We start from the raw sequence: 13707 nt of genomic DNA on the forward strand, positions 1-13707 counted from the left end.
CCCCTCCCCCGCCCTCAGCCGGGCAGCACCGGCAGCAGTTCCGGCAGGTGGCCGTCCGAGGCCGTGGCCGCCGCGACCCGCTCGGCCGGGACCTCCCCGTACAGCGTCGTACGCGGGCGGGACGGGCGGCCCGCCAGCTCGGCGATGGCCTCCAGGCCCTGGATGGAGCGGTACGAGCCGTAACTCGACCCCGCCATCCGGGAGATGGTCTCCTCCATCAGCGTGCCGCCCAGGTCGTTCGCGCCCGAGCGGAGCATCTCCGCCGCCCCCTCCGTGCCGAGCTTCACCCAGCTCGTCTGGATGTTGGTGATGTGCGGGTGCAGCAGCAGCCTCGCCATCGCGGTGACGGCCCGGTTGTCGCGGTCCGTCGGGCCCGGACGGGCGATGCCGGCCAGGTAGACCGGGGCGTTGGTGTGGATGAAGGGGAGCGTCACGAACTCCGTCAGGCCGCCGGTCTCCTGCTGGAGCCGGGACAGGGTGCGGAAGTGGCCCAGCCAGTGGCGGGGTTGGTCCACATGCCCGTACATCATCGTCGAGGACGAGCGCAGGCCCACCTCGTGCGCCGTCCTGATGACCTCCAGCCAGGTGGCCGTGGGCAGCTTGCCCTTGGTCAGGACCCAGCGGACCTCGTCGTCCAGGATCTCCGCCGCCGTACCGGGGATCGAGTCGAGCCCCGCCTCCTTGGCCGCCGTCAGCCAGTCGCGGATCGACATCCCGGTGCGGGTCGCCCCGTTGACGACCTCCATCGGCGAGAAGGCGTGCACGTGCATGCCGGGAACGCGTTCCTTCACCGCACGCGCGATGTCGAAGTACGCCGTGCCGGGGAGGTCCGGGTGGATGCCGCCCTGCATGCAGACCTCGACCGCGCCGACGTCCCACGCCTGCGCCGCCCGGTCCGCGACCTGGTCCAGCGAGAGGGTGTACGCGTCGGCGTCGGTACGGCGCTGGGCGAAGGCGCAGAAGCGGCAGCCGGTGTAGCAGACGTTGGTGAAGTTGATGTTCCGCGTGACGATGTACGTGACGTCGTCGCCGACCACGTCCCGGCGCAGCGTGTCCGCGATCCGGCACAGTTCGTCCAGCGCCGGGCCGTCCGCGTGGAGCAGGGCGAGGGCCTGGTCGTCGGTGAGCTTCGTCGGGTCGTCGGCGGCCCGGCTCAGCGCCTGGCGTACGTCGGCGTCGATGCGGGACGGGACCATGCCGGGGGCCGCCGCCTCTCGGAGCGCCTCCCAGTCCCCGTACACCTCGTCGAAGTCGTCGCGACGGTCGCCGGTGCGGCCCTCGGTGTCGATGGTGGCGTGCAGGTCGGTGCGGCCGGAGGAGGTGAACCCCTCGTCCGGCTCCTGCCAGGGCAGGCCGACGGGGAGTGCGTCCTCGCGGGCCAGGCCCGTCTCCGGGTCGGCCAGGGCGCGGACGTGCGGGAGGAGGCGAGGGTCGAGCCACGGCTCGCCGCGCTGGATGAACTCCGGGTAGATGGTGAGGCGTTCGCGAAGCGTGAAGCCCGATTCGGCCGTTCGCTCCGCCAGTTCCTCGATGTGCGGCCAGGGGCGCTCGGGGTTGACGTGGTCAGGCGTGAGAGGCGAGACCCCGCCCCAGTCGTCGATGCCCGCGCCGATGAGGAGCGCGTACTCGGCGTCCACCAGATTCGGCGGGGCCTGGATGCGGGCTGAGGGGCCGAGGATGTGCCGGGCCACCGCGATGGCGGCGGCCAGCTCCTCCAGCTCCGCGTCGGGCATCCCGCGCATCGCCGTGTCCGGCTTGGCACGGAAGTTCTGCACGATGACTTCCTGGATGCCGTGGTAGGCGCGGGCCGTCTTCCGCAGCTCGAAGAGGGAGTCGGCGCGCTCCTCGTACGACTCGCCGATCCCGATCAGGATGCCCGTGGTGAAGGGCACGTTGGAGCGGCCCGCGTCCTCAAGGACGCGCAGTCGTACGGCCGGCTCCTTGTCCGGGGAGCCGTGGTGCGGGCCGCCCGGCTCGGACCACAGGCGCCTCGCCGTCGTCTCCAGCATCATCCCCATCGAGGGGGCCACGGGCTTGAGGCGCTGGAGGTCGGTCCAGGTCAGCACGCCCGGGTTGAGGTGGGGCAGCAGGCCCGTCTCCTCCAGGACCCGGATCGCCATCGCCCGTACGTACGCGAGCGTGTCGTCGTACCCCTCCGCCTCCAGCCACTCCCGCGCCTCGGGCCAGCGGTCCTCGGGGCGGTCGCCGAGGGTGAACAGCGCTTCCTTGCAGCCCATCGCCGCGCCCTCGCGGGCGATGGCCAGCACCTCGTCCGGGGAGAGGAACATGCCGTGGCCGGCTCGGCGGAGCTTGCCGGGGACGGTGACGAAGGTGCAGTAGTGGCACTTGTCACGGCAGAGGCGGGTGAGCGGGATGAAGACCTTGCGCGAGTACGTGATCACGCCCGGCCGGCCCGCCGCCTCCAGACCCGCGTCCCGGACCCGGGCGGCGGAGGCGGCGAGGTCCCTCAGATCGTCGCCGCGCGCCTGGAGCAGGACGGCGGCCTCGGTGACATCGAGGGCGACACCGTCACGGGCACGTCTGAGCGCGCGCCGCATGGCGTTGGAGGTGGGGCGTCCGCTCTGAGGATCGGTCATGAACCGAGCATACGAGCGAGGCGCGTGCGCCGGACCAGGGCCTCGGGCCAGGATTCGCAGGTTGTGGGGTAGCCGTGGTCACTCGTGCGGGCCGACTCACCTGGATGAGAGCCCTTCGACGGTGTCCCCACGCCTAAGGGCTGTCCAGCAATTCCCGGCGGGCGCACGACGACAGCTACGGCACCTCGCCGCGTTGTCGGAACATCCCCATACATCCAGTATGCGGATGCCCCTCCGCCTTGCGATGCACCGCATCTGACGCCGCGCGCTGATCCACCGGGAACTGCGGGACAGCCCTTAGTGTCGGAACGGTGATGGAAACGATCGTCCTCGACATCGGCGAAACCCTCGTACGCGACGACCGGCACTGGGCGTCCTGGGCCAACTGGCTCGGCGTACCACCGCACACACTCAGTGCGCTGGTGGGTGCGGCCGTCGCCCAGGGCCGCGAGGCCACGGACGCGCTGCGGGTCCTGCGGCCCGACATGGACGTCGAGGAGGCCTGTCGCGCGCGGGCCGCCGCCGGGCGCGGAGAACACCTCGACGAGTCGGATCTCTACCAGGACGTCCGGCCCGCGCTGGGCGAGCTGCGGGCCGCGGGCATCCGGGTCGTGGTGGCGGGGAACGGCACGGTACGGGCCGGGGAGCTGCTGCGGGCGCTGGACCTGCCCGCCGACCTGGTGGTCACCTCGGACGAGTGGGGCGTACGGAAACCGGACCCGGGGTTCTTCGCGCGGGTGGCCGAGGTGGCGGGAGCGGCCCCGGCGGCGACGCTGTACGTCGGCGACCACCCGGCCGACGACCTGTTCCCGGCCTCGGCGGCGGGGATGCGGACGGCGCATCTGCGGCGAGGTCCGTACGGGCACTGGTGGGCGGACCACCCGGACGTGGTGGAGACGGCGGACTTCCGCATCGACGCGCTGACGGATCTGGTGGGGCTGGCGGGGTCCGCCGCCTCGGACGGGTCGCCGGACGCGTCCGAGAACGAGGAGGCGAAGGTGGTGCGGCGGGGCGGGCTGAAATCGGTGCGCTGAGGTCACGGCGGGCGCGCGGCGCTTCCCGCCCGTCCGCCGCTCGATGACGGAACCGTCCACCGGAGCGTGGGTTCCGTCATCGAGGGCCGGGCATTCCTCAGTCCCCCAGCACCGCCTGCATCACGCTCTTCGCGATCGGGGCGCCCAGCCGGCCGCCCGAGATGTCGGAGCGGGAGATGTCCATGTCCGTCGGGTCGATGAACACGGCGACCGCGACCGAGCGGCCGTCGTCCTTCTTGCCGTAGCTGACGAACCAGCCGTACGGGACCTCGTCCCGCACGTTCACACCGCGCTGGGCGGTGCCCGTCTTGCCGCCGACCGTGACACCGTCGATCAGGGCGCGCTGGGCGCTGCCCTCCTTCGCGGTGTGCTCCATCATCTCCTGGACCTTCTTCGCCGTCTCCGGCGAGACGGCCTGGCTCATCTCCGCCGGCTCGTTCTTCTCCAACGTGGAGAGGTCCGGGCCGCGCAGCTCGTCGACGATGTAGGGCTGCATCAGCTTGCCGTCGTTCGCGAGGGCCGCCGTGACCATCGCCATCTGCATCGGGGTGCTGGTGAGGCTGCCCTGGCCCATGCCGGTGAGGGCCGTGCCGGGCTTGTCGAGCTTCGGCGGGTAGAGGCTCTTCGTGGCGAGCAGGTCGCCGAACTCCTCGGCGTAGACGTCCTCGTTGAAGCCGAACTTCTCCGCCGTCTCCCGCATCCGGTCCTCGCCCAGCTCGGCCGCCGCGTCGAGGAAGACGTTGTTGCAGGAGTACTGCATGGCGGTCTTCATCGACGCCTTGCCGCAGACCGCGTCACCCGCCTCGCTGCCGATCTTGTTCGTGGAGAGCGGCAGCGGGTAGGGCGAGACCGCGTCCGTCCGGGCGTCCACGTCGGTGACCACGCCGTGCTCCAGCGCCGCCGCGGCCGTGAGGATCTTGAAGGTGGAGCCGGGCGGGTACGTCTCGCGCAGCGGGCGGTTGGCCAGCGGCTTGGCCTTCTTCTTCTCCAGCGCCGTGAAGCGGTCGCTCTCCTTGAACGAGATCCCGGCGAAGACCTCGGGGTTGTACGAGGGCGTGGAGACCAGGGCCAGCACCTTGCCGGTGCGCGGGTCCAGGGCCACCACCGCACCCCGGGCGCCCAGGTCGGTCAGCCCCTTGTAGCCGGCCTTCTGCGCCTTGGCGTCGATCGTGGTGATCACGTCGCCGCCGCGCCTGGGCTGGCCGGTCAGGACGTCCTTGGCGTGCCGGAAGGCGAAGCGGTCGTCCTGGCCGCTGAGGACGCTGTCGTAGGTCCGCTCCAGCAGCGAGGTGCCCCGGGACTGGGAGGCGTACCCGGTGACGGGCGCGTACATCGCACCGTCCTTGTTGGTCCGGAGGAAGGCGTAGTCCCGGCTCTCGGTCTCCTTCGACCCGGTGATCGCCTTGCCGCCGACGATGATGTCGCCGCGCGGGGTGGAGAACCGTTCGAACCGCACCCGGGCGTTGTTCTCGTGCTGGGCCAGCTCCTGGCGGTCGACGTGCTGGAGCCAGTTCGCCCGCAGCAGCAGGGCGAGCACCAGCAGCCCGCAGAAGATGGCTATGTGCCGCAACGGCCTGTTCATTCCACTCCCCACCCGGGCGGGCTCCGGTCCGCGCGGCGAGGTGCCTGCCGACCGGGCCCGCGTATGCGATCCCCGGTGAGTAAGGATGCCCTGTGGGCGTGCCCGGTTGCACCGGCGGGCCCGGGGAGCCGCTTCTCACGGGGCCCGGGGCGGGTCTCCTCAGAGGTACGCGGCGTACCCGTCCAGCGTCCGCAGGACCTCCGCTTCGTCCGCCGGCGGCAGCTGGAGCACGACCTCCTCGATGCCCAGCTCCGCGTAGTGGGCGAGCTTCCCGGGGCTGGGCAGGACCGCGTACGGCACCACGTGGAGGTCCTTCGGGTCGCGCCCGGCCTCCTCCCAGGCCGCCCGCAGCTTCGGCAGGGACTCGGTGAGTCCCCCGCCGCCGATGGGCAGCCAGCCGTCCGCGTACTCCGCGATGTGCGCGAACAGCTTCGGGCCCGCCCCGCCGCCGATCAGGGTGCGCGGGCCGTTGACCGGGCCGCGGGGGCGCTGGGCCGGCTTGGGATGCGCCTCGCTCGCCTGTACGGAGCCGAACTCACCCTCGTAACCGGTCGGTTCGTCCGCCCACAGGGCCCGCATCAGGGCCATCCGGTCCCGCCCCAGGTCCCGGCGCGTCGACCACTCCACCCCGTGGTCGGCCGCCTCCTCGACGTTCCAGCCGTAGCCGATGCCGAGGGTGAACCGGCCGCCGGAGAGGTGGTCCAGGGTGGCCGCCTGCTTGGCCAGGCCGATCGGGTCGTGCTGGGCGACCAGGGTGATGCCGGTGCCCAGGGTGAGGCGCTCGGTGACGGCGGCGGCCTGGCCGAGGGCGACGAAGGGGTCCAGCGTGCGGCCGTACTCGCGGGGCAGTTCACCGCCCATCGGGTACGGCGTGCGGCGGCTCACCGGGATGTGCGTGTGCTCGGGCAGATACAGCCCGCCGAACCCTCGCTGCTCCAGCTCGCGGGCGAGCCTGACCGGGGTCACCGTCTCGTCGGTGAGGAAGATCGTTGTGGCGATCCGCATCGAGAACACCTCCGTCGTCCGTCAGCGCGTCATGCGCGCGAAGGGCCAAGGTATGCCGTACGACAACGAAATCCGAGACCGTCGACCCGCGGCCGTATCCGTACGCGTATCAGGGAGCCCGCGCTCGAAGCTCCGCCTCGGCGGACGCGGACACGGTCGAGGTGTGGAACGGGCCCTGGCCCCCGGACGACCGGATCGCCCTCGTGGAGTGGGACAACGCGCTGGTGGCCGCCGTACGGAGCGGAGTCCGGGTCACCGGCTCCCCGGTGCCCGTGGCGACGGGAGGCGGCGGGCGCGTCCGCCGACCGCACCGTGCGCCTGGTCACCGGTCCGAGGGCCCTGCCGGCCACCCGCTGCCCGCCTCGGGCGCGGAGGCCGGTACACCGGACCGGGACGGGGGAAGGGACGATGCAGGCGTAACGGGAGCCGGACGGAGAGGAACTGCGATGGGACCGGGTTCGGGATCGGGACCGGGGCCGGGGCCGGGGCTGCGGCCGGGGCTGGGGTATTTCCTCTTGCCGGCGGGCGGCGCACTGAGCCTGACCGGGGTCGTCACCGGTAACGGCACGCTGATCAGCCTGAGCTGGATCATGTGGGTGCTCGGGATCCTGCTGCTGTTCCGGAACCGTTCCCGCCGCGCCGTCGATCCGCGGGAGCTCGCGGCGGCGGCCGTCGCCGGGGACGCCCGGGCGGTACGGAAGCTGCGCGCGCTCGCCCTGACCGCGCGGGCCGAAGGGCGCCCCGACACGGCCGAGCGGCTGCTGCGGCAGGCGGTGAAGGCCGGCGACGTGGAGTCGATGTGGGAGCTGGGCCGGCTGGTCGAGCAGCGCGAGGGCCTGGCGGCGGCGGAGCCGTGGTTCCGGATGGCGGCGGAGGGCGGGCACGCGGTGGCCAAGCGGCTGTTCCGGCCGGGTGGCGCGCTGCACCCGGACGGTGCGGGCCCGACGCCGTGACTCGTACAGCCCCGGAATCAGGGTGAACGCGCTGGGCTGCTGGCGGCCGTAGCCCCCGGGTCTCCGTACGGCCCGGCGGGGCTCAGTCCTCGACCACGAGGGCCGGGGTCTCCTTCGTCAGGATCTCGCCCCGGAAGAACGCCGGGCTGCGGCGCTCCATCGCGACCATCAGCACCACACCGAGGAGCAGCAGCCCCACCCCGATGACGAACACCGAGCCGACACCGAGGACCGAGGAGCCGGAGCCGTACGCCGGGTCCCACATGTCGTAGAGGGTCTTGGCGAAGACGGCGGCGAGCAGGATGCCGCCGACGAGCGGGAAGAGGCCCTTGAAGACCAGGTCCCGGGCGGAGCGGGTCAGTTCGGCGCGGAAGTACCAGGCGCAGGCGAAGGCGGTCAGCGCGTAGTAGAAGCAGATCATGAGGCCGAGCGCGTAGATGGTGTCGACCAGGACGTGCTCGCTGACCAGGGTCATCACGGTGTAGAAGACGCCGGTGCCGATGCCCGCGGTGACCGTGGCCCGGCCGGGCGTCCTGAAGCGGGGGTGGACCTTGGCGTACGAGGCCGGCATCGCCTCGTACGCGGACATCGCGAGCACCGTGCGGGCGACCGGGATGAACGTGGTCTGGAGGCTGGCGGCGGCCGAGGCGAGGACCGCGAGGAAGAGCAGGACGCCGAGGCCGGGGCCCATCACCGGTCCGGCGAGGGCGGCGAAGACGTTGTCGGAGGTGTCCGGGTTGGCGAGGCCGAGCCCCAGGGTGCCGGAACCGACGGCCATCTGCGCGGCGATGCCGGTGGCGAGGTAGGAGCCGACCAGCACGACCATCGCGATGAGGGCCGCGCGGCCGGGGGTCTTCTCGCTGCCGGTGGTCTCCTCGTTGGCGGTCAGACAGGCGTCCCAGCCCCAGAACATGAAGATCGACAGGGAGAGGCCTGCGGTGAAGGCGGCGAAGGACTGGACGGCGAAGGGGTTCAGCCAGGACCAGGAGAAGTCGAGCGAGGACGCGAAGTCCGGGCCGCCGCTGCCGGCCTTGCTCAGGGCCATCGTCACGAACAGGGCGAGGACGACCAGCTGGAGCCCGACCAGGGCGTACTGGATGCCCTTGGTGGCGGTCATGCCCCGGTAGCTGATGGCGGTGGCGACGGCGATGAGGACCAGGCAGGTGACGATGTGGACAGGCTTGCTGTCGTCCAGGGCGGCGATCGCGTCGCTGCCGGTGATCTCCCCGGCCAGCAGCCAGAAGTACGAGGTGGCGACACCCGCCAGGTTGGACAGCACGATGATCGTCGCGATGACCAGGCCCCAGCCGCACATCCAGCCGACGCGCGGGCCGAACGCCTTCACGGCCCAGGTGAAGGAGGTGCCGCAGTCGGGCATCACCTTGTTCAGCTCGCGGTAGGCGAAGGCCACGAGCAGCATCGGCAGGAACCCGGCCAGGAAGACGGCGGGCATCTGCACGCCGACCTCTCCGGCGGTGGAGCCGAGGGTGGAGGTCAGGCAGTAGACGGGGGCGACGGTGGAGACGCCGATGACGGCACTGCCCATGAGGCCGACGGAGTTCCCGCCGAGCCCCTTGCCGCGTACACCGCCGTCGGCCGGGGCGCTTCCCCGTGCCGTGTCTCCGGCCCGTGGCCGCGCGTCCAGCTGAGTCATGAGGAGGACGCTATGCGCTGCGATATCCACATCCGGAGCGTGAGACTCCCATGTCTCACCCTTGGATATGACAGCCAACTCCCGATGAACACTGCATTAATTCAAGGTCAACTCGACGTCTAGCCTTGTAATGCATGACGCTCAGCCGAGCGCGACAGCGTACGGTAATCGCAGCACTGTCCGTTTTGTGGCGGTTCAAAATTTTCCCGCGCCCCATGGAAGCGACCTCAGCCGGGCCAGACGATCGCCTGCGTCTCGCTGTAGGCGTGCAGCGCGTACGAGCCCACGTCCCGGCCCACCCCGCTCTTCTTGAACCCGCCGAACGGGGCCTCCATGTTCCGCCCGACCGTGTTGACGCCGACCCCGCCCGCGCGCAGCCGTCGGGCGGTCCGGAAGGCGCGGGCCACGTCGCCGGACCACACGTAGTCGATGAGGCCGTAGTCGCTGTCGTTGGCCAGCGCGACGGCCTCCTCCTCGTCGTCGAAGGGGACGACCACGACGACCGGGCCGAAGATCTCCTCGCGGACGACCCGCATGTCGGGGGTGCAGTCGGCGAGCAGGGTCGGGGCCACGTAGAAGCCCCGGTCCAGGTGGCCGGGCCGGACGCCGCCCGTGACGACCCGCGCCCCCTCCTTCCGGCCCAGCTCCACGTACGCCTCGACGCGGTCGCGATGGGCGGCGGAGATGACCGGGCCGACCACGGTGGCCCGGTCGGACGGGTCACCGACGGCGAGACGGTTCGCGTACGCGGCCAGCGCGGCGATCAGCGCGTCCTGGCGGGACCGGTGGACCAGGACGCGGGTCGGAGCCGTACAGATCTGACCGCTGTAGAAGGAGAACGTCGTGCCGATCCCCGCGACCGCGGAGCCCAGATCCGCGTCCTCCATGACCAGCGCGGCGCCTTTGCCGCCCAGCTCCATCAACTGCCGCTTCATGCCGCGCCCGCACACCTCCGCGATGCGCTGCCCGACGGCGGTGGAGCCGGTGAAGCTGACCATGTCGACGTCCGGGGAGTCGACCGCGGCCTCACCCGCCTCCGCGCCCGACCCGGTCACGACGTTCACGACGCCCGGCGGAACGCCCGCCTCCGCGAGGGCGGCGGCCATCCGGTAGACGGAGAGCGGGTCCTGCGGGGCGGGCTTCACCAGGACCGTGTTGCCCATCGCGAGCGCGGGCGCGATCTTGCCCGCCGGGTTGGCCCAGGGGTTGTTGTACGAGGTGATGCAGGTGACCACGCCGACCGGCTGGCGGACGGCCAGCGCCCCGAAGACCCCGGCCCGCCCCATCGGACCGGCCTCGTTGATCTGGGGTGCGACGGCCTCCTCGACGGGCTCCAGCGCGCCCTTCGCATACCGCCGGAAGCGCGCGACGCCCACGCCCACCTGCATGCCCCGGGCGGTGGAGGCGGTGGCTCCGCTCTCCGCGCGGGCGATGTCGGCGTGAGCGGGGAAGTCGCGCTGGACGAGGTCGGCGGCCCGGTCGAGAATCGCCGCGCGCTCCTCCGGGCGGGTGCGCGACCAGGGCCCGAAGGCATCCCTGGCGGCCGCGGCGGCCTCGTACACCTGGGCTCGGCTCGCCTCGGGGGCGAGGCCGACGACCTCTTCGGTGGCGGGGTCGATCACCTCGTAGTGGCCGTCGGCGGGTTCGGTCCACGCGCCGCCGATGAAGAGCTTGCCGAGGCCTTCCGGCCCGGTGGGGTTCACGCCGTACTCACCGTCCGGGTGTCGCGGCCCGAGCGCAGCACCGTCCCCGGCACCACCCCGGTCACCTTGTCGTCGCGCAGGGTCTCGACGCCGTTGACGCGCACGGAGACGATCCCGACGGCCCTGGAGTCCAGGCGCGGGCTGTCCCCGGGCAGGTCGTGGACGAGGGTGGCCGGTCCGGCGTCGATCCGCTCGGGGTCGAACAGGACGAGATCGGCGTGGAAGCCCTCCTCGATCCGGCCCCGCTCGCGCAGCCCGAAGAGCCGGGCCGGGTCGTCGGTGAGCATCTTGACGGCGGCGGTCAGGGGTACGAGCTTGCGCCCGCGCAGACAGTCGCCGAGGAAGCGGGTGGTGTACGGGGCCCCGCACATCCGGTCCAGGTGCGCGCCGGCGTCGGAGCCGCCGAGCATGACGTCCTCGTGCTCCCAGGTGCGCTGCCGCAGCGCCCAGGAGTCCGGGTCGTTGTCGGTGGGCATCGGCCACAGCACCGTACGCAGGTCGTCGGCGGCGCAGATCTCGACCAGGCAGTGGAAGGGGTCCTGGCCGCGCTCGGCCGCGATGTCGTTGACGACGCGCCCGCTGAGACCCGCGTTGGCGGCGCTGTAGGTGTCGCCGATGACGTACCGGCCGAAGTTCGCGAGCCGGCGGAAGACCCCGGCCTCCTTGCTGTCGGCGCGGCGCAGCATCTCGGCTCGGGTGCCGGCGTCCCGGAGCCGTTCGATGCGCTCGGGGACGGGGAGGGCGAGGATCCCGCCCCAGCCGGGGATGAGGTTGAGGGCGCAGAAGGTGCCGAGCGACATGTTCATGGGCGTCAGGATCGGCATGGTCAGGGCCACGATCCGGCCGCCCGCGCGGCGGGCGCGTTCGCTGGGGACCAGCTGGCGCGGCACGCGTTCGGGGACGGCGGCGTCGATGGTGAGGACGTTCCAGTTGAGCGGGCGTCCGGCGGCGGCGGTCATGTCGACGAAGAGGTCGATCTCCTCGTCGGAGAACTGGTCCAGGCACCCGGCGACGATCGCCTCCAACTGCGTCCCCTCGTGCTCACCGACCGCCCGGGAGAGGGCGAGCAGTTCCTCGGGCCGGGCGTGCCGGGAGGCGACGGGCTCGCCGTCTCCGTCGGCGTGGGTGGAGGACTGGGTGGTGGATAGCCCCCAGGCCCCGGCGTCCATCGCGTCGTGGAACAGTGCGAGCATGGCGTCCATCTGCGCGGGGGTGGGACGGCCCCCGACCGCGTCCGCGCCCATCACATGGCGGCGCAGGGCGCAGTGCCCGACCATGAACCCGGCGTTGACGGCGATGCGCCCTTCGAGGGCGTCGAGGTACTCGCGGAAGGTGGACCAGGTCCAGTCGACGCCTTCCTCCAGGGCTGCGAGCGCCATGCCTTCGACCCGCGACATCATCCGGCGGGTGTAGTCGGCGTCCTCGGGCCGGTCGGGGTGCAGGGGCGCGAGGGTGAACCCGCAGTTGCCGCCGACGACGGTGGTGACGCCGTGGTTCATGGAGGGGGTGGCGTAGGGGTCCCAGAAGAGCTGGGCGTCGTAGTGGGTGTGCGGGTCGACGAACCCGGGGGCGAGGACGAGCCCGTCGGCGTCCTCGCTGGTGACGGCCTCTTCGGTGATCGTCCCCGGCTCGGCGATGACGGCGGTCCTGCCGTCCCGGATGCCGACGTCGGCGGTGCGGGCGGGGCCGCCGGTGCCGTCCACGACGGTCGCGCGGCGGATGAGGTGGTCGAGCATGACGGTTCCCTTCTCGGGGTTCCTTCTCCGGCTCGGTGGGACAGCCGGGGTGCGCACGCTTTCGGCCGCGGTACGCACCCCGGCTCATCAGGGCGACGGTCCGGGAAGACGCCGCCCGGCTTATCCAGCCCCGCCGGCAATTGAGGCGCGCATTTCAGCCCCGCCGGCGATTGAGGCGCGGGGTCCGGGGCGGAGCCCCGTGCGGGTCAGCCCGCGGCCCGGAACCGCGAGGTCCGATGCACGGGATCCGTGTCGATCTGCGGAATCACGTGCTCCCCGATCAGCCGAATCGTGTTCATCGTGTCCTCGGGGCTGATCCCGATCGGCAGCCCGAAGCTCAACTGGTCCGCCCCCGCACGGTCCCACCGCCGGCACTGCTCCAGCACCTCGTCCGGGTCCCCGCAGATCATCAGCTCCTCCGCGATGAGCAGCTCGACGATCTCCTCGGTGTACTCCGGCAGCAGCTGCGGCCACTCCGGGATCCCCTCCGGCCGGGGGAACGTGTCGTGGTAGCGGAACAGCAGCGACTGGAGGTAGTTCAGCCCGCCGCCCACCGCGATCTCCACCGCCTTGGCGTGCGTCTCGGCGCAGATCGCGGTGGACGTCACCATCACGTTGTCGTTGACGAACGCCCCCACCGGCTCCGCGTCCTTGACCGCGTTCTTGTAGGACTCGACGACCCACTCCATGTCGGAGACCTTCTGCACGCTGAAGCCCAGCACGCCGAGCCCTTTCCTGCCCGCCATGGCGTACGAGGACGGCGACCCGGCCGCGTACCACATGGCCGGGTGGGACTTCCCGTACGGCTTCGGAAGGATCTTGCGCGGCGGCAGCGACCAGTGCTTGCCCTGGAAGCCGACGTACTCGTCCTGGAGCCACATCTTGGGGAACTCGGCGATCGTCTCCTCCCACAGCTCCTTCGTGTGGTTCATGTCGGTGATGCCCGGCATGAACCCGAGGATCTCGTGGCTGCCCGCCCCCCGCCCGGTGCCGAACTCGAAGCGTCCCTCCGAGAGGTGGTCGAGCATCGCGACCTTCTCGGCGACCTTCACCGGGTGGTTCACCGGCGCGAGCGGGTTGAAGATGCCGGAGCCGAGGTGGATGCGCTCGGTGGCGTGCGCGAGGTAGCCGAGGTACACGTCGTTGGCGGAGAGGTGCGAGTACTCCTCCAGGAAGTGGTGCTCGGAGGCCCAGGCGTACTTGAAGCCGGACTTGTCCGCCTGGATGACGTACTCGGTCTCCTCGATCAGCGCCTTGTGCTCTGCCTCGGGGTCCACCTTGGCACGCGCGGCGGGCACGTACCCCTGGACAAAGAGCCCGAATTCCACGGAGGTTCACCGTCCTCAAGTTCTCCTGAGTTTTCTGACGTACCGTCAGATTGTGATGCGACCGACTGTTCCACCGCCACCGCGACCCGTCAATACCTGACGCCTCGTCAGATGG

At 71.5% G+C, this 13707-nt stretch carries 9 protein-coding genes; 2 read left to right on the forward strand and 7 right to left on the reverse strand.

Annotation, left to right across the window (positions count from 1 at the left end; genetic code table 11):
* Positions 1-14 precede the first annotated feature (14 nt).
* Positions 15-2597 (reverse strand): bifunctional FO biosynthesis protein CofGH, encoded by a 2583-nt coding sequence (locus tag IG90_RS0102710; protein WP_030576865.1) that lies wholly within the window; start codon positions 2595-2597, stop codon positions 15-17.
* Between the two features lie 314 nt (positions 2598-2911).
* On the opposite strand from IG90_RS0102710, the gene IG90_RS0102715 reads away from it, so the two are divergent.
* Entirely contained in the window at positions 2912-3631 is a 720-nt protein-coding gene (locus tag IG90_RS0102715; protein ID WP_030576868.1) for an HAD family hydrolase, read from the forward strand.
* Between the two features lie 97 nt (positions 3632-3728).
* On the opposite strand, the gene IG90_RS0102720 is transcribed toward IG90_RS0102715, so the two are convergent.
* Entirely contained in the window at positions 3729-5213 is a 1485-nt protein-coding gene (locus IG90_RS0102720; protein WP_030576870.1) for a peptidoglycan D,D-transpeptidase FtsI family protein, read from the reverse strand.
* Positions 5214-5372: 159 nt separating this feature from the next.
* Positions 5373-6218: an LLM class F420-dependent oxidoreductase gene (locus tag IG90_RS0102725; RefSeq protein ID WP_030576872.1), complete on the reverse strand. Its 846-nt coding sequence runs from the start codon at positions 6216-6218 to the stop codon at positions 5373-5375.
* Between the two features lie 446 nt (positions 6219-6664).
* On the opposite strand from IG90_RS0102725, the gene IG90_RS0102730 reads away from it, so the two are divergent.
* Positions 6665-7171 carry an SEL1-like repeat protein gene (locus tag IG90_RS0102730; RefSeq protein WP_030576874.1) on the forward strand — a complete coding sequence of 169 codons (507 nt, stop codon included), beginning with the start codon at positions 6665-6667 and terminating at the stop codon, positions 7169-7171.
* Between the two features lie 82 nt (positions 7172-7253).
* Here the strand turns inward: IG90_RS0102730 and IG90_RS0102735 are convergent, their stop codons facing one another.
* The 4 genes from IG90_RS0102735 to IG90_RS0102750 all read right to left on the reverse strand — a co-directional run bounded on the left by IG90_RS0102735 (position 7254) and on the right by IG90_RS0102750 (position 13592).
* Positions 7254-8825 carry an APC family permease gene (locus tag IG90_RS0102735; protein WP_030576876.1) on the reverse strand — a complete coding sequence of 524 codons (1572 nt, stop codon included), beginning with the start codon at positions 8823-8825 and terminating at the stop codon, positions 7254-7256.
* 227 nt (positions 8826-9052) lie between these two features.
* The gene (locus tag IG90_RS0102740) at positions 9053-10528 is read right to left on the reverse strand and encodes an aldehyde dehydrogenase family protein (protein WP_030576878.1); all 1476 of its coding nucleotides are present in this window, start codon (positions 10526-10528) and stop codon (positions 9053-9055) included.
* The gene (locus IG90_RS0102745) at positions 10525-12264 is read right to left on the reverse strand and encodes an N-acyl-D-amino-acid deacylase family protein (protein ID WP_030576880.1); all 1740 of its coding nucleotides are present in this window, start codon (positions 12262-12264) and stop codon (positions 10525-10527) included. Before IG90_RS0102745 ends, IG90_RS0102740 begins: the two co-directional genes overlap by 4 nt.
* A gap of 206 nt (positions 12265-12470) precedes the next feature.
* Positions 12471-13592, reverse strand: coding sequence for an LLM class flavin-dependent oxidoreductase (locus IG90_RS0102750; protein WP_030576882.1), 1122 nt, complete (start codon positions 13590-13592; stop codon positions 12471-12473).
* Positions 13593-13707: the final 115 nt, after the last annotated feature.

Origin of the sequence: Streptomyces anulatus (assembly GCF_000721175.1) — a bacterium.
Lineage (GTDB): Bacteria > Actinomycetota > Actinomycetes > Streptomycetales > Streptomycetaceae > Streptomyces > Streptomyces anulatus_C.